The organism is Acetobacter sp. UBA5411 (assembly GCF_002409645.1).
In the GTDB taxonomy this organism is placed as follows: Bacteria; Pseudomonadota; Alphaproteobacteria; order Acetobacterales; family Acetobacteraceae; genus Acetobacter.
Genome location: NZ_DHNR01000006.1, coordinates 15,862 through 37,785, shown reverse-complemented (window position 1 = coordinate 37,785; position 21,924 = coordinate 15,862). Strand labels below are relative to the sequence as shown.

General features: G+C 56.6%; 17 protein-coding genes, 1 tRNA gene and 2 pseudogenes. 6 read left to right on the top strand and 14 right to left on the bottom strand.

The features are described from left to right. On the bottom strand, nt 1–938 hold a 938-nt coding region (locus B3759_RS02505), incomplete at its 3' end, for a glutamine synthetase beta-grasp domain-containing protein (RefSeq protein ID WP_291363323.1). Between the two features lie 162 nt (nt 939–1,100). Next, nucleotides 1,101–1,439, bottom strand: a complete 339-nt coding sequence (locus tag B3759_RS02500; protein WP_010666746.1) for a P-II family nitrogen regulator — start codon at nt 1,437–1,439, stop codon at nt 1,101–1,103. A gap of 276 nt (nt 1,440–1,715) precedes the next feature. Between B3759_RS02500 and B3759_RS02495 the strand changes: the two genes are divergently transcribed. From B3759_RS02495 to B3759_RS02485, 3 genes are all read left to right on the top strand, one after another. After that, nucleotides 1,716–2,897: an aminotransferase gene (locus B3759_RS02495; protein WP_291363320.1), complete on the top strand. Its 1,182-nt coding sequence runs from the start codon at nt 1,716–1,718 to the stop codon at nt 2,895–2,897. A 63-nt stretch (nt 2,898–2,960) separates the two neighbouring features. Further along, a tRNA-His gene (locus tag B3759_RS02490) sits at nt 2,961–3,036 on the top strand. Between the two features lie 270 nt (nt 3,037–3,306). Further along, nucleotides 3,307–5,157 (top strand): tetratricopeptide repeat protein, encoded by a 1,851-nt coding sequence (locus tag B3759_RS02485; RefSeq protein ID WP_291363318.1) that lies wholly within the window; start codon nt 3,307–3,309, stop codon nt 5,155–5,157. A 15-nt stretch (nt 5,158–5,172) separates the two neighbouring features. Here B3759_RS02485 and mazG read toward each other — a convergent pair whose 3' ends face one another. The 11 genes and pseudogenes from mazG to B3759_RS02430 form a co-directional block, all read right to left on the bottom strand. Beyond that, nucleotides 5,173–6,015: a nucleoside triphosphate pyrophosphohydrolase gene (mazG, locus tag B3759_RS02480; RefSeq protein WP_291363316.1), complete on the bottom strand. Its 843-nt coding sequence runs from the start codon at nt 6,013–6,015 to the stop codon at nt 5,173–5,175. A 241-nt stretch (nt 6,016–6,256) separates the two neighbouring features. Continuing rightward, entirely contained in the window at nt 6,257–7,648 is a 1,392-nt protein-coding gene (locus tag B3759_RS02475; protein WP_291363314.1) for an NAD-dependent succinate-semialdehyde dehydrogenase, read from the bottom strand. A 75-nt stretch (nt 7,649–7,723) separates the two neighbouring features. Then, nucleotides 7,724–8,881 (bottom strand): iron-containing alcohol dehydrogenase, encoded by a 1,158-nt coding sequence (locus B3759_RS02470; RefSeq protein ID WP_291363312.1) that lies wholly within the window; start codon nt 8,879–8,881, stop codon nt 7,724–7,726. Between the two features lie 85 nt (nt 8,882–8,966). Beyond that, entirely contained in the window at nt 8,967–9,560 is a 594-nt protein-coding gene (locus B3759_RS02465; RefSeq protein WP_291363310.1) for a TetR/AcrR family transcriptional regulator, read from the bottom strand. 141 nt (nt 9,561–9,701) lie between these two features. Next, nucleotides 9,702–10,072: pseudogene (locus tag B3759_RS02460) on the bottom strand (transposase); the annotation flags it as partial. Next, nucleotides 10,072–11,136 (bottom strand): glycosyltransferase family 32 protein, encoded by a 1,065-nt coding sequence (locus tag B3759_RS02455; RefSeq protein ID WP_291363308.1) that lies wholly within the window; start codon nt 11,134–11,136, stop codon nt 10,072–10,074. The pseudogene B3759_RS02460 and the gene B3759_RS02455, both read right to left, overlap by 1 nt. A gap of 202 nt (nt 11,137–11,338) precedes the next feature. Beyond that, nucleotides 11,339–12,057, bottom strand: a pseudogene (locus B3759_RS02450) (IS5 family transposase). 765 nt (nt 12,058–12,822) lie between these two features. Then, nucleotides 12,823–13,038, bottom strand: a complete 216-nt coding sequence (locus B3759_RS02445; RefSeq protein ID WP_291363306.1) for a hypothetical protein — start codon at nt 13,036–13,038, stop codon at nt 12,823–12,825. A 35-nt stretch (nt 13,039–13,073) separates the two neighbouring features. Further along, entirely contained in the window at nt 13,074–14,297 is a 1,224-nt protein-coding gene (locus B3759_RS02440) for a phosphoglycerate kinase (RefSeq protein WP_010667555.1), read from the bottom strand. Nucleotides 14,298–14,410: 113 nt separating this feature from the next. Then, on the bottom strand, nt 14,411–15,433 hold the full coding sequence (gene gap, locus B3759_RS02435; RefSeq protein ID WP_291363303.1) for a type I glyceraldehyde-3-phosphate dehydrogenase: 1,023 nt from the start codon (nt 15,431–15,433) through the stop codon (nt 14,411–14,413). A gap of 28 nt (nt 15,434–15,461) precedes the next feature. Further along, nucleotides 15,462–17,447, bottom strand: coding sequence for a transketolase-like TK C-terminal-containing protein (locus B3759_RS02430; protein ID WP_291363301.1), 1,986 nt, complete (start codon nt 17,445–17,447; stop codon nt 15,462–15,464). 185 nt (nt 17,448–17,632) lie between these two features. Here B3759_RS02430 and B3759_RS02425 point away from each other — a divergent pair, with 185 nt between their 5' ends. Both B3759_RS02425 and hemA read left to right on the top strand, forming a co-directional pair. Then, nucleotides 17,633–18,160: a hypothetical protein gene (locus tag B3759_RS02425; protein ID WP_291363299.1), complete on the top strand. Its 528-nt coding sequence runs from the start codon at nt 17,633–17,635 to the stop codon at nt 18,158–18,160. A gap of 265 nt (nt 18,161–18,425) precedes the next feature. Further along, nucleotides 18,426–19,694, top strand: a complete 1,269-nt coding sequence (gene hemA, locus B3759_RS02420; protein ID WP_099347899.1) for a 5-aminolevulinate synthase — start codon at nt 18,426–18,428, stop codon at nt 19,692–19,694. 90 nt (nt 19,695–19,784) lie between these two features. On the opposite strand, the gene B3759_RS02415 is transcribed toward hemA, so the two are convergent. Beyond that, nucleotides 19,785–21,203, bottom strand: a complete 1,419-nt coding sequence (locus B3759_RS02415) for a coniferyl aldehyde dehydrogenase (protein ID WP_291363296.1) — start codon at nt 21,201–21,203, stop codon at nt 19,785–19,787. A gap of 87 nt (nt 21,204–21,290) precedes the next feature. Between B3759_RS02415 and B3759_RS02410 the strand changes: the two genes are divergently transcribed. Next, the gene (locus tag B3759_RS02410; protein ID WP_291363294.1) at nt 21,291–21,899 is read left to right on the top strand and encodes a TetR/AcrR family transcriptional regulator; all 609 of its coding nucleotides are present in this window, start codon (nt 21,291–21,293) and stop codon (nt 21,897–21,899) included. Nucleotides 21,900–21,924 lie beyond the last annotated feature (25 nt).

Here is a 21,924-nt window from a genome sequence, read left to right as displayed (position 1 = left end):
CCGCCGATGTAGTACAGCGCCGTGTCGGACAGATCAGCATAACCGTTGCCAGCGAAGGTCGGCTTGCCAGCTTTCCAGATGGACTGGTGAACATGCATGCCCGAGCCGTTGTCGCCATAAATCGGCTTCGGCATGAAGGTTGCCGTCTTGCCATAGGAAACAGCGACGTTGTGGATGCAGTATTTGTAGATCTGCATGAAGTCGGCCGAGCGGACCAGCGTGTCGAACTTCGTGCCAAGCTCATGCTGGGACTGCGCGACTTCGTGGTGATGCTTTTCGATCGGCAGGCCCATCTCGCCCATCGTCGTCAGCATTTCAGCGCGGAGATCGTTCTCGCTGTCGACAGGAGCGCAGGGGAAGTAACCACCCTTCACACCCGGACGGTGACCCAGGTTGCCCTCGGGATATTCCTTCAGGGAAGCGCCGGGGCCTTCGATGCTGTCGAGCTGATACTTGCCGTAGTTCGGGCCTGTGCCGAACTGGACGTTGTCGAAGATGAAGAATTCAGCTTCCGGACCAAAGAAGGCCGTGTCGCCCAGACCGGTGGACTGCAGATACTGCTCTGCGCGCTTGGCGGTGGAGCGCGGGTCACGGTTGTAGAGCTGGCCTGTCGCCGGGTCGACGATGTCGCAGATCAGGATCAGCTGCGGCTTTGCTGAGAACGGGTCCATGACGGCCGTTGTCGGGTCGGGCAGCAGGACCATGTCGCTCTCATTGATGGCTTTCCAGCCGCCGATGGAGGAGCCGTCAAACATGAAACCTTCTGTGAAGGTGTCTTCTTCGATCGTCGTGATGTACTGCGTGGTGTGATGCCACGTTCCGCGCGGATCGGTGAAGCGCAAGTCGACCAGCTCGACGGAGTTTTCGTTAATAAGCTCAAAAACCCGGGCTACTGCTTCCGACGACGCCTTGGTCGAACCGGTTTCTTTTTTCGCCATTAGTGCCTCTACCTGCCTGTTAGCGCCGCCAGCGCGGCCTCCAGATTTGCGGTTCGTCATTCCATCCTGTGGATGATCAGATCGATACCGCACCGAAACTTTTGTGTCCTATGCCGGACGTCCTAGCAAGACGGAAAAATCATCCATTCTGCGGATTGTCCGTCAGATGGCGTCTCCACCACGTTCGCCTGTGCGAATGCGGACAGCGTCATCGACCGGAATGATGAAAATCTTGCCATCACCGATTCGTCCGGTGCGCGCTGCATTGGAAATCGCCTCTACCGCTCGTTCCGCCAGATCATCGGGGCAGACGACTTCGATTTTCATCTTGGGGAGAAAATCAACGATATATTCCGCGCCACGATACAGTTCGGTATGCCCTTTCTGGCGTCCGAACCCCTTCGCTTCGATTACGGTAATACCTTGAAGACCGAGTTCGTGAAGGGCGTCCTTCACCTCGTCAAGTTTGAAGGGCTTGATGATGGCCTCAATCTTCTTCATGTCCCTGTCGTCACACCAATTTCTGTTGCGGCCAAGCTTCTAGCATGTGAACGGCAGCGATTGAACTGCGGTTCAGGCAGAACAGTTGCACGGGTTTGGCCTGCGGGCAATCGGCTTGACACCGAAATAATCCCGCCGCAGGGCCGTTCAGCGCGGATTGTTGACGGAGAGCCGAACGCTGGGCTTATTTCCAGTTCCCTCATGCCCTCCGTGCCGTGAGGCTCATACCGCAGAGAACGCCTCCCTTCTTTTCATCAGTCAGGCCCGGGGGTCACCGTGAAGCCATTGAATCATCAGTTGACGCAGTTGCCCACGACCATCTTCACGGTCATGTCGGCATTGGCCTCAGAACATGGCGCGATCAATCTGGGACAGGGATTCCCTGACACGGAAGGCCCGGCCCATCTGACTGAAGTGGCGGCACAGGCGCTTCAGGACGGACGCAATCAGTATGCGCCCCTGACGGGTCTGCCGGAACTGCGAGAGGCCGTCGCGCGGTCGAACGCTCGTTTCTACGGATTGAAGATCGATCCGGCGCGTGAAGTGATTGTGACGTCTGGCGCGACGGAGGGGCTGGCCTCTTCTCTCGCGGCCCTGCTGAATCCCGGTGATGAGGTGGTGGTTATTGAACCGGCCTATGACACCTATCTCCCCATGATCCGGCTTCTGGGCGCGGTCCCTAAGCTGGTGCGCCTGACGCCTCCGGAATGGTCTCTGCCCCGCGATGAACTGGCGGCAGTCTTCGGACCGAAAACCAAGGCGATCATCCTGAACTCGCCGATGAACCCTGTAGGAAAGGTCTTTTCTGAGGATGAGTTGCAGTTCATCGCCGGACTGGTCGCACAGCATGACGTGTACGCGCTGTGTGATGAGGTTTATGAGCATCTGACTTTCGGCGCACGCCATATTCCGCTGATGACCCTGCCGGGAATGCGCGAGCGCTGCATCCGGATCGGTAGCGCCGGAAAAAGCTTTTCAATGACGGGCTGGAAGGTTGGCTACATTACCGCTCCTACTGCTCTGGCAGCCGTTATTGCCAAGGCTCACCAGAATCTCGCTTTTTCCACGGCTCCGAATCTGCAACGCGCAGTCGCTGTCGGGCTGGATCAGGATACTGCCTACTTTGAGACTCTGGCGTCCGATATGCAGCTACGGCGGGATATTCTGGCGTCAGGCCTCAGGGAGATGGGCTTTTCCGTGCTTCCCTGTGACGGAACCTATTTCCTTACAGCCGATATTCGTGGGGTTGGAGAATTGATGACAGGAGCCGAGACCGATCTGGAATGGAGTCGGCGTATGACGGTTGAGGCCGGAGTGACGGTTATTCCTGTTTCGGCATTTTATGACGGAGCCTTGCCGGGCGCGCCTTCCCATCTGGTTCGCTTTGCATTCTGCAAAAAGCCCATCATTCTGGAGCAGGCTCTTACGCGGCTGCGGGACCGCATCAGCCGAGGATAGAAAATAGCAACTTTGCTATTGACGGGGTGCCTCGCAATTCTCTATTAGCAGGCCCGCTGTGTGGCGGACGTAGCTCAGTTGGTAGAGCGCCGGTTTGTGGTACCGGTTGTCGCGGGTTCAATCCCCGTCGTTCGCCCCAGCATTTCATGAAAAATCAAAGTGTTAAGTAAAGTTATTCCTTATGCATTTTAGGGATATATACACTTTGACGTCTGGCGCATTTCCGACTTGGACGATTCCGCATCAAAGGAATCCAAGGAGTTGGGCTATCCAAAGCACAGTTCTAGCGCAGCGGACCAGAGACCGGTTCTCTATCTGACTGAGTAAGCCTGTTTCACACTTTTCCTTCGCTCGAAACTGTGCCGCAAACCTGTTACATGCACAGTTGTCTGTTTTCGTGGAGGCCCCATTGAAGGATCATGCTCCGACTTCCTTCGATATGGCGGAAGAAGCTTCCTACGACGAGCTGAAAGCCCGGTTAGCTGAGAAACCCGGCGATCCACTTCTTCTGCATGGCATTGCGAAAGCAGCCTTCGCACAGGGGCGGTTTGATCAGGCCGTCGGCTATTCGGGACTAGCTATCAGAACCGATCCTCGCGCCGAATTCCATGTCACACTCGGGCTGGCGCTTCTCAGGCTCGGCCATGTCGAAGCCGCTTTAGGTGCGCTCAGGGTCGCCGTGCTGACGGACCCAAGCAATCCTTCAGCACAACTGGCTTTGTCTGAAGTCTGCGAGGCGGCTGGACAGCTTGTCGAAGCCGAGGCGGCGCTCCGCATGGCGCTGGATCTGCGGCCTCTGGAAGCGGGTTATCCGCTGGTCCTGTCGCAGTTTCTGGCCCGGCATGGCTACGCTACCGAAGCGCTGACCATGGCGCGCCGTGCCACACGGCTTGCCGCTGACGATGACGTCACAACGCGGCAGCATGAAGCGACACTCCTCAATGCAACTGGCGATCATGCCGCAGCCGAAAAGCGGTTTGCAGAAATATGCGCCCTTCGTCCCACTGACCCGGCTGCATGGGCCAATCATGGCGCCATGCTGTTTGAACTGGGTCGTCTGGACGAAGCCTGCACTGCGCTGGAAGAGGCGACAGTGCTTGGTCTGCCCACAGCCGAGACACTGACCAATCTTGGTCTTGTGCATATGGCGCTTGGTCATCTTGCTGAAGCGGAAAAGGATTTTTCCAAAGCGATTGCGCTGCGTCCGGGTGATCTTCGCGTCATGCTTAATCAGGCGACGCTGCTGAATGATCTGGGACGACGTGAGGAAGCGGCGGATCTGTTCCGGCAGGTCATGCAGAACGCGCCCGGCACAGTGGATGCGGTAAGAGCGCGTTTCAATCTGGCTACTGTGGAGCTGGCCGAAGGCCAATTTCCTGAAGGTTGGCGCGATTTCGAGGCCCGGCGTCTTCTGCTTCAGCCGCTTCCCCGGTCTGATCTTCCGGACTGGGATGGTAGTCCGTCTGAAAAACCGGTCCTGCTGTGCGGCGAGCAGGGTTTGGGCGATTACATCCAGTTTCTGCGTTTTGTGCCAGTGGCAGCGAAGCGTGCGCCTATTCACCTGCTGGTGCCGGACAGTCTGGCTGCACTGGTCGAGCAGTCTTTGGTGCTGCCCATCTGGAAGCAGATTCATGAAAGTGGCAGGCTGAAACTGATTGTTTCGGCCAGTGACAAGGCCGTGGTGGCGAAAGCCTCGCTTCTGAGTCTGCCCTCTCTTTTGGGCGTAGGGCGGCCTTCGGAGACAGCGCCTTATCTTTGTGCCACGTCGTCTCGCGTTTCGCAGGACAAGCAGCGGCCCCGTATCGGGCTGTGCTGGTCGGGTAATCCGGGTTACCGTTTTGATCGCCGACGTTCGATTGCGCCGAACCTGTTGGAACCCCTTCTGGAAATTGATGATGTACAGTGGGTTTCCCTGAACAGAGGTCCGGCTCCATCAGGTTTTGAACCCCTGCCGGAAGACGGTGATATGGCCGCGACCGCCGCCAGAATCAGCACGCTTGATCTGGTGATTTCCGTCGATACGGCCATCGCGCATCTTGCGGGCGCGATGGGAGCACCGCTGTGGCTTCTGAATCGCTTCGGCGGCGACTGGCGCTGGGCGGAGAGCAACTGGGACCAGCAGACGGGCCGTCACCTCTGGTATCCACAGGTGCGGCTATTTGCTCAGGAAACGGCGGACAGACCGGATATCGCCTGGAGGGAGCCAGTCGCTAGGGTAGCGGAGGCGCTGCGGTCTTTCATCGCCAGTCCTGCGCTGTAATCATCCGTTGAAGTGTCAGGATTTTTCCTGCTTCTTGACCTCGTTCCAGACGGCATCGAGCTTTTCCACATCACACTCAGCCGGTGTCAGGCCTTTCAGGGCCAGCAGGCTCTCGACGGCTTCAAAGCGACGGGTAAACTTGCCATTGGCCTGACGCAGGCAGGCTTCCGGATCAAGATCAAGCCTGCGGGCCAGACTGGCGACGGAAAAGAGCAGATCCCCCACCTCATCCTGAAGAGCCGTCTTGTCTCCGGACGCGATTTCCGCTTCCACTTCGGCCAGTTCCTCATGCACCTTGGCGACAACCCCGCCGACATCCGGCCAGTCGAACCCGACACGCGCCGCACGGGAGGCCAGCTTGCTGGCACGGAGCAGGGCAGGGAGCGCCAGCGGAATGCCCGCCAGCGCGCCATGTTCGGAACGCTTCTGCCGTTCCTGCTCCTTGTTCTGCTCCCACTGCGCGGTCAGAGCGGCCTTGTCGTCGCCGATATCCTTCGCTTCCCCAAACACATGCGGATGACGGCGCACCATCTTGTCGGCAATACGACGCGTTACCTCGGCGAAATCGAAACGTTGTTTTTCCTCGGCAATCCGGGACTGGAACACCACCTGCAACAGAAGATCACCGAGTTCATCCGCCGTCTCGTCCCACGCTTCCCGCTCGATGGCGTCCGCAACCTCGTAGGCTTCCTCTATCGCGTAAGGCGCGACGGTTGCAGGCGTCTGCAGCACATCCCATGCGCAGCCTGTTTCCGGATCACGCAGTTGCGCCATGATCTGAATAAGGCGCTCCAGTTCATGGCCTGCATCGGCAACGGAGGCGTCCATGAAAGAGTCTGAAGGGAAGGATTTGCTCATGGTGTGCTCCGCAGAATCTTGAATGCGGCGGTGGGGCCGCGTCATTACCGGTTACGGTAAATGAAAGGAGCCCAAACGAACAGAAGCGAAGCACGGATCGTTGGCTATATGTGGAATGACTGTTTCGGCTGTTGTCGGAATTTCCCGAAAGCCACATCCTTCGCCAACACGCCATAATATGCGGCGGTTTTCAGGTGAGGGGTCGGGCAACTGATCCTGTTGCCCGACCCCTCATGTTTCATCAGAACGCGGCGTCAATATCCACCACATTGATGAGCTTGTGGTTGACGAACTCCTTGATGCCCAGACCGATCAGTTCACGGCCATAGCCTGAGTTCTTGATGCCGCCGAAGGGCAGGTCCGCCTTGGGCGAGAGCGGGTGGTTGATCACCACCATGCCCGTGCGGAGAGCGCGTGCGACGCGTGCGCCCCGGGCTTCGTCCTTCGTGAAGACGCTGCCGCCCAGACCATACGGGGAGTCATTGGCGATGCGAATGGCGTCCGCCTCGTCCTTTGCACGATAGATCTGGGTGACGGGACCAAAGAACTCCCAGTGCCGTGCAGCATTTTTCTCATCCAGATTGGACATGAGCAACGGCTGGAAGAAGGCGCCCTCTTCGGGAACTGGTGCGCCGATTACCTCAACCTTTGCTCCCAGATCCATCGCCCGTGTTACCTGATCGCGCAGGTCATCAGCTGCCGCCTGAGATGACAGCGGAGCCAGCGTGGTTGCAGGATCCATCGGATCACCGGCCTTAAGGGCTGCAACTCCTTCCTTGTAGAGCGCAACGAAGCGGTCATAAATAGAGTCAGCCACAATCAGACGTTTGGCGGACACGCAGACCTGACCGGCGTTCCAGTGACGACCGATGACTGCCCAGCGGGCTGCTTTCTCAACATCGGCATCCTCAAGCACGATGAAGGCATCCGCGCCGCCCAGTTCCATGGTGGCCTTCTTCAGAGCTTTGCCAGCAATACCGGCGATAACCGTGCCGGCTCCTTCAGAGCCCGTCAGAGCAATACCGCACACACGGGGATCGTTGAGGATCATGGCGGTGTGCGGGCGGGCTGCATACAGATTGCGGAACAGGCCCTTGGGCAGGCCGGCTTCCGCCATCAGCGTATCAAAAGCGGCGGCGCACTGCGGCAGATTGGAAGCGTGCTTGAGCAGGACGGCGTTACCGGCAGAAAGCTGCGGCGCAATGATGCGCACGACCTGGTAGAAAGGGAAGTTCCACGGCTCGATTGCCAGCACGATGCCCAATGGTTCGTGAACCAGCATGGCCTTGCCTTCTGCCGGGTCGGCTACAGGCAGTATTTCCGGCTTGAGCAGTTCTTCAGCGTGATTGGCATAATATTCGAAGATTTCGGCAGAAAGAATCACTTCTTTCTTTGATTCTTCAAATAGTTTGCCCATTTCCAGTGTGCCGAGGCGGGCATATTTGTCGATGTCACGACGCAGGATGGCGGCTGCGGCGTTCATCACTTTCGCGCGTTCGGCAAAGGACGTATCACGCCAGGCTTCGAAGGCGGCATGGGCTTCGGTCAATGCGGTCTGGACTTCCGCATCCGTGGCATCAGGGAAGGTCGCGACAACTTCATTGGTATAGGGATTGGTCGTGGCGTAAGCCATTTAAAGCCTCTTTCTTGTCAACTTGTTGGTGCCGGGATGCGGCTGTTCCGTATCCCGGCGATCGTGGCCTTCAGGTCAGGCGGCGGCTTCCAGAATTTTGCGGCTGACATCAAGCGTGACATCGCCGTTTTCGCCCAGATGCGTCATGCCGTGATCTTCAAGCTGTTTGACCAGATCGGTGATGCCTTCGGCTCCGATGTCGTAGGCAGACAGACGGGTCGGAACGCCGAGATTTTCGAAGAATTCTTCGGTCTTGCGAATGACGGCGTCGATGCGCTCGTCTTCCGTGCCGTCGGTCAGGTTCCAGACCCGAGCCGCATATTGCAGCAGCTTGGCGCGCTTTTCGTTGCGGCGTACTTTCAGCAGGGCAGGGAACACCATGGCCAGCGTGCGGGCATGGTCGATGTGGTATTTCGCCGTGATTTCATGACCGATCATGTGGGTGGTCCAGTCATGCGGTACGCCTGCGCCAATCAGACCGTTCAGGGCGAGGGTTGCGACCCACATGAGATTGGAGCGCAGGTCATAGTCATCCGGTGTCGCCACAATGCGAGGCCCGATCTCGACCAGACTGGATAGCAGCCCTTCGGAGAAGCGGTCCTGCGCCATGCCATCGACCGGATAGGTCATGTACTGTTCCATCACATGGACAAAGGAGTCCACCACACCGTTGATGACCTGCTTCATTGGCAGGCTCATGGTGCGCATGGGGTCCAGCACGGAAAAGCGCGGATAGACCAGCGGATTTGAGAACAGCAGCTTGTCACCGGTAGACTGGCGCGAAATCACGCTCAGACAGTTCATTTCGGAACCGGTCGCGGGCAGCGTGACGACCGTGCCCAGTGGCAGTGCCTTTTTTGCGGCTTCGCCCTTGCTGACCAGAATGTCCCAAGGCTCGCCTTCATACGGCACGGCCGCTGCGACAAACTTGGTGCCATCCATGACTGATCCGCCACCAACGGCGAGAAGGAAATCGAGCTTTTCTTCCCGCACCAGAGCCACGGCCTTCATCAGGGTTTCGTAGGTGGGGTTGGCTTCGATGCCGCCAACCTCACGGAAAGTCCGGTTGCCCAGCGCTGCCCTTACTTCAGCCAGCGTACCGCTGCGTTCTGCGCTTGAGCCGCCATACAGCACGAGCACGCGGGCTTCAGGTGAAAGCTGTTCATTAAGGCGGGCAATCATGCCTTTGCCGAACAGGATCCGGGTGGGGTTGTAGAATTCAAAGTTCTGCATTTTTACACCTACTAGACCGGTCGACTATATTAGACCGGTCGTCTATTAAAGTGAGAGAACGAATCGCCATGACCCGCTTGGGAAATTAGATCTCCAGTAGTTGCCTGCTTGCCGTCCAGGCATGATCAAACGGTGGGGAATTGCGCGTAATCTTTGCTAAAAGCGTTGAGCCCAGCCAGAGCTGATACAATGACGCAGCCAGCATCTGTGCGGGTTGCTTGCTATAGATCGACCCTTCTGCCTGACCCTTGGCGATAAGGGCGCTGAGGCGGTCAATAACAGCACGCGTGCCAACATTAAGAATAGCCCGCATGGGTTCAGATAAGTCTGATACTTCTGCTGCCAATTTTACGATCAGGCATTTGTTTCCAATCTGCCCGTCGATGTGTGTATCACGCCAGAATGTAAAGTAACGCGTGATCCGTTCTATGGCGCTTTCTTTGTCATTTCTGATGATGTCATCCATTTTTATCAGATAGTCGTCGATGTATGACTGTAGCAGAGCTTCGCCAAAGGCTTCTTTTGATTCGAAGTAATGGTAGAATGATCCCTTGGGAATACCTGCGACATCCAGTATCTGCGCCAGACCAACCGCAGAGAAACCTCGCAGGCCGATCAGCGGTCTGGCCGCTTCCAGGATATGCTGTCGGGCAGCGCGATGTTTGTCTGCGATCTTCATGATGATGTGTATAGGGCCGACTGAATGAGGTGTCTATAGAAATTAGACCGGTCGTCTATTTTTTCTGTTCGGTATCCTTCATCAGTCACTTGTTATGATTCTTGCTCTGATAATATGCGGCGTATTGAATCGGCGATCAAAGCCTTGGGATCGCCCGATGGCCTGATCCATACTCCCTTTTTGAGGGCTGTCGCGCTGTGCTGGTGTGCACGGACAATCGTGCTATCGATCATCATATATCCATTGTCGTGATCGACGGTCAGATACCGGAAAATCCGTTCGGTCACGCCGCTTTCGTGCCAGCGACGCAGTCGACGGTGGGCGTTCTTCCAGTCCCTGAACCGGATAGGCAGATCACGTCAGGGAATGCCGGCACGGTAGCGATACAGAACCGCTTCCACAATTAGACGGTTCTCGACAGCCGTTCTGTCGACATGACCTTCACGTCCCGGAAGAATATCCTTTATCCGTTCCCGCAGACTCTCAATTAGACCATACCGAAAAGAGACAATTAAAAAATATTCATATGCTCCATATGTCTCTGTTCCGCCTTCTGAAAGTTTGTATTTAAAACTACAGGAAGAGTTTGATCCCTATAATTTGTTTTCTGCTTTTCTGATGGCACTGCGTGATATATAATTCCTTCCAATGCGGAATCTATAAATCTCACTTTGTGATTTTTGATATTGTTAAATATTACTCTTGTATATACAGATGGTCCGCTTAACAAAAATACCGCATTTATGCCGTATCCATGCAATGAAAAATCATAGTTATTTATATTTTCTAGAACTTGATTTATGAGTTTTTCGATAATTTTGTTTCCTTTGTTTGAAATTATAAACCATTGTTGATATTCTCCGCTTGGAATATGAGCGACATCATGCCATCCTCCATAATTATTCCAAGGCGTTTCACGTTGAGAATGCCAATTTGAAGTGATTAACTCATCTTCTTTATTTATAATATTATCAAGAGGATTTTCTGTGCTGGATTTCATATCCAAATAGATCCCTCCATAATAATAAATACATAAATATCTAAATAAATCAGCCCTGCATGCTCCATATAATGGATTTATTTGCAAATATAGTTTTAAAATATCCCATCCATATTTATCATATATAAAATCTATGCGATCTTTTTCTGAAAAATATTTATATTCCCAGCCAGAGTTAATTTCTTTTATATGAGAAACGTTTCTTAGGTACTGCTTGTCTATATTTTTGGAATTATCTGTTTGAAATATGAGTTTAGGAATCGATGTTTCTTCTTTTCTTTGAATCACACCACGAAAGTTTTTATTTGAAATTTTATATTTTTCCCATGATGCTGTATTTTCTCTCATTGTAGTCGTGCCATCTGGATTTGACGATAAATGCATATTATTTTTTGAAATTAAAAAATAAAAACTGTCTATTTCCCTTATTTCAAATCCAGAATTGATAAAATCATCTTTTTTTAATGCGGTGCATTTATGTTCATTGATATCACACATATCTTTTTGAATTATATTTAAATTATTATCAATTATCAAAAATGTCCCAAAGTATGTTGTTATTATTTCATCTTCCATTCTATCATCTTTCTCTAGTAAATATACGGATAATTATAATATTTATTATCCGTATTTTGGAAAAGTGCTTGTATATAAGCTGGTGCATCCAGGCTGTTTGTTGATATGAGAGAGTTTCTGGAATTGATCATAAGCAGGCAAAAGTGAAAATATCATTATTCAGGAACAGGTGATCGGGTGAACCTATCGTTACGGCGTGTCGTCAGTTCATCCCAAGAATAGCGGAACCGAAGTGCACTGCTGCTATGAAGGTTGATTTCAGCTTGTTCTATCGTGTTGCAATACCTCTGAATTACTTCAGTCTGGCGAAGAACCGTTCAATTATGTTTCGTTTTTTTATAAAGAAAGAACAGGATTTTCTGGCGGCGTCGGTTTTTCTGAAGGGATAATCGGTGTGATTTCCCGTTTTTCATGCTTTTCAATGAGCGGATCGGCTTCATAAGCCTTATCGGCAATGAAGGCCTTGGGATCGACTTCATTGAGCCATGGGCCATGGCTCTGCTTCCGTGATGCCAGACCTTTGTCCGAGCGTTAGGGAAAGCGCCACAGTTTTCCCCGTAGCATCAACGGCAGCATGGATTTTGGTAGTCAGTCCACCACGGGATCGTGCGATAGCCTGATCTGCGATCCTTTTTACGGGTTTCAGTGTTATGCTGGTGGACCTGGACAATCGTGCTGTCGATTATCATGTATGCATTGTCGCGATCGGCGGTTGGATGCCGGAAACTCCCTTCGATCAACCCGCTTTCGTACTAGCGGTGCTGTCGTTTGTGAGCTTTCTTCCAGTCTCCGAACCAAGCAGGGCAGATCATGCGAGAGAATGCCGGCGCGATAACGATACAGCACGGCTTCCACAAACAAACAGCTATTCAAAGTCGTTTCGCCGACATGACTTTCACGATTTGGAAAAAGACCTTCTATCCGCGCTCAATGGCTGTCACTTAGGCCATATCGTCGCATTCACACTCTTCGTCAAAACAGAAGAAAAACATCACAGGTTTGGCAGGAGTAGTACAAGCTTCTTCAAATCCTCGCGCCCTAACTGCCGACACGTTCTAGTTTCGTCTGCTAGTCTGGATTCAAGCTTCTATTCGGACGGTATCGGTCGCAACACTGCACCTTCCTAGCTGCGGCTTATCCAGAATTTCACCGGCTCAGCTATTATCAAGAACTTGCTTCTCGGGTCACCGCACCTCGCGCAAAACCCAACATTCCGCCGATAGAGTATAGAAGTGCGCGTTGAGCGGTGAAGAGGGCGAAAGTAGGCAAAAGGAGCGTTCTGTAAAACCTCGTGGAATAATTGCAGATTTCTGAGGTTTTTTGGCGGTATTGGTGTCCGCGGCGGGATTCGAACCCACGGCCCCAGGATTCATACCACTTCGACTTTCGCCGCCATCGCCCTATAGGACGACGTTCGTGGTCTGGACTGTCCCTTCACCCTGGATCCTTGCGGACCTGTAGGTGCTGCCCGTCCAGTCTCTACACCTTCCCGAAAAACTCCGGGCTTGGCTCGGGATCGGCATGATCTGAAGAAGACCAAGCGTTCCCCGAATTTGAGCAGATCCACCATGCGGTTTCCCCTCATGGCGCCCAATTATCCAGGAATCCTGTGCTCTATCCTGCTGAGCTACGCGGACACACGCTGTTTGTGTAACGCAGTGCCCGGTCCCCTACAAGACGGAAACGTCAGATCAGAAGGTCGAGATAATACCCGCGACGCCGGAAAACGGGCATCGGACCATCAAGGTCCAGATCGCCCATCAATCCACGGGAGCGGCGGGGTGAAGAGCTGTCAGTCTCATCCAGATCAGTCGCCTCAACGCTGCGCCGGCGTCCGGCACGAGACGCCGTGCTGCGATCGCCAGGTCGAGACAGGATCGAGATGAGATCGGTCGAAATCATGGCGTCAGATTACTCTGACGCCAATTAAGAGTTTCTTAAAGAGGAGCGACCTCGTGTCCTGCTTCGCCAAGAGCGATGACACCCGGAAGAATCTTCCCTTCCAGCCACTCGAGGAACGCGCCACCGGCTGTCGAGACATAGCTCATTTTATGCAGCACACCGGCATGGCGAAGAGCGGAAACCGTGTCGCCTCCGCCAGCAACCGTCTTCAGCTTACCGGCTTGGGTCAGCTTCGCTGCAGCCTGCGCAACTGCATTGGTGCCTTCATCGAAGGGAGGCAGTTCGAACACGCCCAGCGGACCGTTCCATACCAGTGTTTTCAGACCGGAAAGCTTTTCGATCAGAAGCGCCGTGGTCTTCGGCCCGATATCCATCGCCATCCAGTCCGCTGGAATGGCCGTGGCGTCGACTGTCTCCGTCGGTGCGCCCGCCATGAAGTCGGAAGCAACGATCACATCGACCGGCAGAACCAGATCGCAACCCCGCGCTTTTGCGTTGGCCATGATCTCACGGGCCGTATCCAGCATGTCCTCTTCCTTGAGGGATTTGCCGACCGGATAACCCTGAGCCGCAAGGAAGGTGTTGGCCATGGCCCCGCCAACCGCCAGCATGTCGACTTTCTCGATCAGGTTGTTGAGCAGGTCGAGCTTGGTCGAAACCTTCGCACCACCGACAATCGCACCGACCGGACGTTCCGGGTTCTCGAGCGCGGTTTCCAGCGCGCTAAGCTCGATCTCCATCAGGCGACCGGCGAAGGAGGGAAGGTGGTGTGCCACACCCTCTGTGGAGGCGTGAGCACGGTGAGCCGCAGAGAAAGCGTCGTTGACGTAAACATCTGCCAGAGCAGCGAGGCTCTTCGCCATTTCCGGGTCGTTCTTTTCCTCACCGGCGTAGAAGCGGGTGTTTTCCAGAACGATCACATCGCCGTCCTGCATGGCAGCCACCGCGTCCTGCGCGATCTTGCCCACGCAGTCAGGAACGAATGTCACTTTCTTGCCCAGCACCTTGGCCAGAGCTTCGGAAACCGGGGCGAGCGAAAGCTCGGGAACGACCTTGCCCTTGGGGCGGTCGAAGTGACTGACGACAATCACGCGTCCGCCCTTGTCCGCCAGTTCCTTGATGGTCGGAGCTAGTCGTTCGATGCGGGTCAGGTCGGAGATTGCCCCATCACGCACAGGGACGTTGAGGTCCGCACGGAGGAGGATTTTCTTGCCGCGAGGGTCAAGAGAGTCGAGCGTATTGTAGGAGAGGGTAGCCATCGCTTTAGCCTTTCCAGTCGCCCGTGCCGGTATAGCCCGTTCGGGCAGGCACCGTCCGGGAAACATGATCGGGGGAGGCGGTCATGCCAGTGAGGATGACCGCCTGAAAAGTCTCAGAGTGCGCCGAAAACCGCGGCCGTGTCGGACATGCGGTTCGAGAAGCCCCATTCGTTGTCATACCATGCGCAGATGCGGACGAGCTGACCGCCATCGACAAGCGAGGTCTGCGTCGCGTCGAACGTGGAGGAGGCGAGGGCATGGTTGAAGTCGCTGCTGACCAGCGGTGCCGTGTTGTAGGCCAGAACGCCTTTCAGCGGGCCGGACTCGGACGCCTTCTTGATGGCCTCGTTCACGGCTTCGACGGAGGCCGGGATATTTTTCGGCACGAAGTCGAGGGATACCAGCGAGACGTTTGCTGTCGGGACGCGGATGGCGGTGCCGTCCAGTTTGCCCTTCAGGTGCGGCAGAACCAGACCGACGGCGCGGGCGGCGCCTGTGGAGGTCGGAATCATGTTCAGACCGGCAGCGCGGGCGCGGCGAAGATCCTTGTGCAGCGTATCCACCGTGCGCTGATCGCCCGTGTAGGAGTGGATCGTCACCATGTAGCCGCGCACGATGCCGAACGTGTCGTCAAGAACCTTGGCGACCGGAGCAAGGCAGTTCGTCGTGCAGGAGGCGTTGGAGATGACCGTCATGTCAGAGGTCAGGATGTCCTGATTCACGCCGTAAACGATGGTCGCATCCACGGCGTCGCCCGGAGCGGAAATGATGACCTTGCGCGCACCGGCTGCGAGCAGCGGGGAAGCCTTTTCCTTGGACGTGAACAGGCCCGTGCATTCCATGGCGACATCGACGCCCTGAAGCGGAACCTTGGACGGGTCGCGCTCGCAGGACACGGTGATCGGGTCCCATGTGCGGCCATTTGCTGTGATGTGCAGCTTGTTGCCGTCCACCTTTACTTCAGCCGGGAAACGTCCGTGCACACTGTCGTAGGACAGGAGGTGAGCGTTGGCCTCGACACTGCCCAGATCGTTGATGACCGTAGGCACAACGTCTGTCCGACCGCTTTCAATGATGCCGCGCAGGACGAGGCGACCGATGCGACCGAACCCGTTGATCGCGATTTTGACTGCCATCTGCTCTGTCTCCGTCTTGTTCTTCTTTTTATCGCCCCGCAACGGGGCGCTGGTTGGACTTTACGATGGGGGACGGGCGTAGTCGCGGGTCCCCTCCGCGTTTCTGAGTTTCCATACGCGCACGGGCCTCCTGCTTCCGCTCCACTCCCAGAAGGGCGCGGACACGCGTGCAGACGACATCCGGCGTAAGGCCAGAACTCTGGTATAACGGGTCGAACCCGGATGCTACTCCGAATTCCTCACTTCCGATGAAAATTCCTGTGTCCCCGAGCCAGCGCTCCCACCCGAACCCGGAAGCTGCCTCGATCGCTACACGCGGACACTGTCCCAGAACGGCCTTGCGATAGGCGCTGCTCTGTTTTTCGAACAGTTCCCAGCAGGGCAGGGACACCACCGCGGCGAGAATGCCTTCACTCTCAAGTCTATGCTGCGCCTGAAGCGCCAGAGCTACCTCAGGACCAGATGCAATCAGGGTGACGGCGCGATAGCTGGAGCCGCCTTTCGCCTCACGCAGCACATAACCGCCCTGTTCGGTTTTGCGTATGGACGGCACGGCGACCTCAGCGGACGCTGGAAGTGTGTCCGGATTGCTGGCTGAAGGCCCCTGTCGGGCGTGCCGGGCAAGGACAATGACGGCAGGGCCGTGCCGCCATGACAGGGCGGCCAGCCACGCTGCCGCGACTTCCTGCGAATCCGCTGGGCGGAACAGCGCCAGATTGGGCATGGCGCGCAGACTGGCGAGTTGTTCAACCTGTTGCCACGGCGGGCAGGCGGAGGCCTCGGGGTCATCCTCGATCAGCACGAAAAGGAGCCGTTCCCGCGACAGGGCGGCAAACCGCAGGGCTGGGCGCATGCGATCCGCTGATGAGAGATTGGCTGTGCCGCAGGGTAGTATGCTTCCATGCAGCGCCAGCCCGTTCATGAAGCCGACCATCGCCGGCTCACGGGGGCCGCAGACGAAAATATCCGCCTCGCCGGAAGAGATGCCCGCGCCTTTGGGTGCATGCTCTGCGGACAGGGAGACAAACTCGGGGAGCAGATCAGCGAGTCGTTCCCGGGCCTTCACGCCGGAGCGGAGAAGGGTGATGTCCGGTCCATCGTCGTCATGTTTTGTGGGTGGAGCCTCACCCGCATGGCGCAGAAAATCATCTTCAAGACGGGCCGGGGCGCGGCGTTCAAGTGTGCGTTCGAACTCGGCTCGCAGTGGATGACGGATCAGTCGGCGTAGCCACGACCGCTGGACGGAACTGCGGCGACCTGCATCGGAAGAACGGGTTGGCGGCGTGGCGTTGATCGCTTCAGGAGGCGAAGACAGTGTTTTGCCCGAGGTCTCACACAGAACAAGGCGGGGTTTCCGGGCTCTGGGCGTGGCGGCCAGAACCTGTGCGATGGCAGTGGCGTCGTCGCCGTCGAGCCGTCGGATGCTCCAGCCGGAGGCTTCAATCCTGTTCACAGCCAGAGAAAGGTCCGCCTTCTCTTCAGGCGCGGAGGTGGCTGACGCGACAATGATGGTCAGACGATCCAGCTTGAACCGGTCGGCGAGAGCCGCTGCTTCCAGCGCCACGCCGGTTTCAAGGTCTCCCGGCAGGGCCAGCAGCCAAGTGCGATGATCGACAAGGGAGCGCCCGAAGCGTCCGGCAAGAATTTTTTCGGCCAGCGTCATGCCGCATGCGGCGGCGATGGCCTGTCCCGGAAGGGCTCCCGCCAGCCCGAATAGTTCTGTCGCCGCGTTGGAAGGCGCAGAGGTCGAGACGAGATTGAGGAATGCATTACGTAGCGGGAGCAGGCGGGTCGAGGAGACAAAAAAACGGTCCAGATCCGGCCAGAGCGGACTTTGGGGATCAAATCGGACAGCCTGCTGCCAGAGAAGGGCGGAGACGAGCCAGAACGGATGTGGAATATCCTGAATGGCCGTGGCGGTTACACCTTCGGCTTGGAGCGCCGCTGCGCGGGCCTCTTCGGCAAAGGTCAGAGGATCATCTGAAAATGTGGGAAGGTGTGGCTTGCGAGCCATCCAGGGTCTGTCCAGACTGCAAATGACGTGGAAACAGGATCGGGAAGCGAGCGTCAGTTGTCGTTATAATTAAGTGTCGGGCCTGTTTTCCCGCAAGTATTCCTGCGCGAAGGATTTCGCTCATGACGCAGGAGCGGTATGCACGCAGCTTGCTCCACATCCAACTTCCTGCGACCGTCTGAACCATGCCGTCTGATTCCTCTTCCGCCAGCAAGGCGCCCGTTCCGCGTTTGCGGGGCTCCACGCCTTCCTTTTATCCGCACCGGAGGGCTGTCCTGCGTGGCGGCCTCATGGGCGCAGCTGTGCTGGCTCTTGACGGATGTGGTCTGCTGGACCAGCGCACCTTCGATCCCCGCGCGTCCAGACCGCCAAAAGTCTATATTCCGCCGCCGCCACCGGGGCCGCCACCCATTCCGCCGCTGATTCAGCTCGTGGCCGGAACGCCGGAACAGGAATGGGGCGGGCCGGTGCGGGCGGTCGTCAGGAAGGCTCTGGATCGCAAGCCCAACATCCTGTTTCAGGTGCAGGCTGTGGCCCCACCCGGTGCCGATCCGGATGCGACTCGTCTCACCCTGTCGCGTCTGGTGTCGTCCGATGCGCAGGCTGTCACCGATGCAATCGTTGCCGCCGGAGCCTCTCCCGCACAGGTGGAGATGTCCGCCATGCCGGATTCGACAGTGACGCAGCCCACCATACGGGTATATGTTCGTTGAATGATTCCGACCGGCGCATGGTCTTCATGCGTCGGCAATCTGAATATGCTCTGTTTCACAAAGTGTATTCGGAACGGAAACAGGGCCAGAGTCGCAGGCACGGTCGTCTTCGTCAGCAAGGGATTTATCTTTAGTCCACGAGGACGGAAGAGGATTTCTGACGGGCGTTTGGATACCTGTTGTAGACATCAGGCCGGCAGAGCGCCGTAAAAGTTAAGCTAAGGTCCGCTTCGGGCGGACTGTCCAGAAGCAGGAGTGGGGCAGGGTGACGATTCGTAACGCGAGACACCCGTTTTACGATTTTTGTGATGAGGCGCTCGCCGGTATCAGAAAACAGGGACGATACCGGACTTTCACCCCACTGGCGCGCGATGCCGAACGGTATCCGGTCTATGAGGAAGCGCTCCCGGAAAGCGATATCAGCCGGGAAGTGGTGGTCTGGTCTTCAAACGACTATCTTGGCATGGGCGTGGAGCCCGAAGTTTGCGAGGCCGCAATCAGCGCCATCCGCGAACACGGTGCCGGAGCCGGCGGCACACGCAACATTGCTGGCACCAGCCCGCTTCACAAGGCGCTGGAAGCCGAACTGGCAGCGCTTCACGGCAAGGAAGCCGGCCTCCTGTTCGGATCGGGCTATGTGTCCAATCAGGCCAGTCTCCAGACAATCCTTACCTCCATGCCGGGCTGGATCTGCTTTTCCGATCGCCTGAATCATGCGTCGATGATCGCCGGGATCAAGGGCGCACGTGGCTCTACGACGGTCATTTACGAGCACAACGATCTTGCTGATCTTGAAGCAAAGCTGGCGGCTGCTCCTGCCGATGCGCCCAAGCTGATCGCGTTCGAGAGCGTCTATTCCATGGATGGCGACATTTCAGACATCGCCGGAACCTGTGCTCTGGCCCGGAAATACAATGCCCTGACCTATATCGACGAAGTCCATGCTGTCGGTCTCTACGGCGAGCAGGGCGGCGGTGTCACCCAGCGCGATGGTGTGGCCGATCAGGTGGACATTATCGAAGGCACACTGGCCAAGGGTTTTGGCGTGCATGGCGGCTACATCACGGCGTCCAGCCAGATCGTCGATTACCTGCGCTCCACGGCCTCCGGCTTCATCTTCACAACATCCCTGCCGCCTTCGGTCGTCGCGGCGGCGCTGGCCAGCGTGAAGATGGTGCGTGCCCAGAACTGGCGGCGTGAGAAGATGTTCGAGCGGGTGAATACCTTCCGCGCCAAGATGCGTGCGGCGGGTGTGGAATTCACCATGACGCCCAGCCATATCGTGCCTGTGCCGGTTGGCAATGCCGAGCGATGCAAGGTCATCAGCAAGCGGCTTCTGAACGAATACGGGCTTTATGCGACGCCCATCAACTATCCGACGGTCCCTCAGGGAACCGAAAGACTGCGTCTGACGCCGGGACCGTTCCATACGGACGAGATGATGGACGAGATGGTGACAGCACTGAAAACGCTGTTCGCGGAAGTCCCGCTTGCCGCGTTTACTAAAGAGCCCGCGCTGACCGAAGCAGCCTGAAAACCGGCGCTTCGGATCAGGTGCCCCGTGCGCGACGGGGCATACGGTCTTTCGTAAAGTCGGACATCGGTGCGCAGGATCCGCTTCCATTCAGCCGAGAATGAACTTTGTGATGATGTCCGTCAGTTTGCCAAACGGCGGCTGAAGCAGTGTCGCCGCATTGAGACGCCCCTGTTTGTAAATACCGCGAGGATGCGTCAGCGCCAGAAAGCCTTCCTTTCCATGATAGGCTCCGATGCCGCTGTCACCAACGCCGCCAAACGGCAGATCGTCCTGAGCGTAATGCATCAATGTGCCGTTGATGGTGACGTTTCCTGAAATTGTGCGGCTCAGAAGTCTGTCCCGTTCAGCGCGTTTGTCTCCAAAGTAATACAGGGCCAGAGGCCGGGGACGGGCGTTGATGAAGGCGATCGCTTCATCAAGCGTTCTGTAGGTCAGAACAGGCAGGACGGGTCCAAAAATCTCTTCCTGCATGACCGCCATCTGAGGGGTGACATTCAGCAGAAGAACGGGCGCGAGAACATGATCGTCGTCTGAGTTTGTGCCTAGGCGGATCACGCGAGCGCCCTGCGTTTGGGCATCGCTGACCAGACCACTCAGCCGATTGTAATGATGCTGGTTGAGAATGGCGGTGTAATCGGGCGAGCCGGCATAACCACCCGGATGCAGCTTTTTGACCGCTTCCTGATAGGCTGTGGCGAAAGCCTCCTGCTCACCCTCGTGGATCAGCACATAATCTGGCGCGACGCAGGTCTGTCCGGCATTGGTCAGCTTGCCAAAGGCGATCCGGTTTGCTGCCCGTTGCAGGGAATATCCGGCGTCAATGACCACAGGGGACTTGCCGCCCAGTTCCAGCGTGACCGGGGTCAGGTTGTGTGCGGCTGCCTCGGCGACCTTTTTGCCGACCGCCGTGCTGCCGGTGAACAGGATATGGTCGAAGGGCCGGGATGAGAACGCCGCGCCCACTTCGGCGTCGCCAGTGACGACGGCAACCTGCGATGGTGCAAAGACAGATTGCACGATCTGGCTGATCACTGCGGATGTGGCCGGGGTGAGTTCCGAGGGTTTGAGCATGGCGCGGTTGCCCGCCGCAATCGCTGTCGCCAGCGGCACAAGTGCCAGAGAAAGCGGGTAGTTCCACGGCGCGATAATACCCACAACGCCTACCGGTTGCCGGATCACCCATGCGCTTCCGCACTGGAAATAGGCTGATACATGGCGGCGTTCCGGTTTCATCCAGTGACCCAGATGCGCGATCATGTAGTTGATCGACTGCACCAGCGGAATCAGTTCCACAATGGTGCTTTCCCGCTCCGACCGCTGGCCGAAATCGGTATTCAGGGCGCGCACGATCTGTGAGCGGCGTTTCAGGATTTCGGCTTTCAGACGACGCAGATCGGCCCGGCGCTGCGCCTTTCCTGGTGGTCCGTTGCGTACGAACGCGGTGCGCTGGCGATCGAGGATACGGGACAGACCGGCGGGGGTAGCATCGGACATCATGCCCTCCATGTTTACAGGAGAAACTTATGTTGGCAGGCTATGAAGTATGACGTGTTGGTGTCAATGAAGTTTCTTGTGTAAACATAGGCCTCACGAATGAGTGAAACGAAAGACCGCCCTTATCACCACGGTGATCTGCGTCGGGCGCTGATCGACACGGCGCTCGCCATGCTGGCAGCAGATCAGAACTGGACTTTTACGCTACGGGAAGTGGCGCGGCGCACCGGTGTCAGTCATGCTGCGCCCTACAAGCATTTCCGTGATCGGGAGATGCTGTTGCGGGAACTGGCGCGGATTGGTTTCGTTAGGCTTGGGGAGGTCATGACGGCGGCCTTGTCGTCGGATAGCGCGTCCGTACGCGAAAAGTTCGTGGCTGGCGCTGAAGCCTGCATTGATTTCGCGCTGAAGAATCCCGGTCTTTATCGGCTGATGTTCAGCGCCGACGCCGACAAGAGTGCCGACCCGGCACTGCATGACGCCGCCATGGGCACGTTCGGTATCCTTCTGCGCCTGCTGGAAGACGGACAACGCGATTGTAGTTTCCAGCCAGTGGCCATCAGCGCACAGGCGGCGGCCTGCTGGGCGCAGGTGCATGGTCTGGCCATGCTGGCGATCAGCGGTCAGCTTCTTGAAGAAAAGGTCGGGAAAGAGCCGGTGCAGGCTGCATTAAACGTGCTGCTGGAAGGACTCTGCCGCGAGAAATAAGCGCAATTTTGTTTCAGCGTCAGGC

Bases quoted from the DNA above. Each gene is read 5' to 3' on its own strand.
- B3759_RS02500 (WP_010666746.1), bottom strand. From the start codon at position 1,439: ATGAAGAAGATTGAGGCCATCATCAAGCCCTTCAAACTTGACGAGGTG.
- mazG (WP_291363316.1), bottom strand. From the start codon at position 6,015: ATGAGCAAATCCTTCCCTTCAGACTCTTTCATGGACGCCTCCGTTGCC.
- B3759_RS02475 (WP_291363314.1), bottom strand. From the start codon at position 7,648: ATGGCTTACGCCACGACCAATCCCTATACCAATGAAGTTGTCGCGACC.
- B3759_RS02470 (WP_291363312.1), bottom strand. From the start codon at position 8,881: ATGCAGAACTTTGAATTCTACAACCCCACCCGGATCCTGTTCGGCAAA.
- B3759_RS02465 (WP_291363310.1), bottom strand. From the start codon at position 9,560: ATGAAGATCGCAGACAAACATCGCGCTGCCCGACAGCATATCCTGGAA.
- B3759_RS02455 (WP_291363308.1), bottom strand. From the start codon at position 11,136: ATGGAAGATGAAATAATAACAACATACTTTGGGACATTTTTGATAATT.
- B3759_RS02445 (WP_291363306.1), bottom strand. From the start codon at position 13,038: ATGATTTCGACCGATCTCATCTCGATCCTGTCTCGACCTGGCGATCGC.
- B3759_RS02440 (WP_010667555.1), bottom strand. From the start codon at position 14,297: ATGGCTACCCTCTCCTACAATACGCTCGACTCTCTTGACCCTCGCGGC.
- gap (WP_291363303.1), bottom strand. From the start codon at position 15,433: ATGGCAGTCAAAATCGCGATCAACGGGTTCGGTCGCATCGGTCGCCTC.
- B3759_RS02430 (WP_291363301.1), bottom strand. From the start codon at position 17,447: ATGGCTCGCAAGCCACACCTTCCCACATTTTCAGATGATCCTCTGACC.
- B3759_RS02425 (WP_291363299.1), top strand. From the start codon at position 17,633: ATGCCGTCTGATTCCTCTTCCGCCAGCAAGGCGCCCGTTCCGCGTTTG.
- B3759_RS02415 (WP_291363296.1), bottom strand. From the start codon at position 21,203: ATGGAGGGCATGATGTCCGATGCTACCCCCGCCGGTCTGTCCCGTATC.
- B3759_RS02410 (WP_291363294.1), top strand. From the start codon at position 21,291: ATGAGTGAAACGAAAGACCGCCCTTATCACCACGGTGATCTGCGTCGG.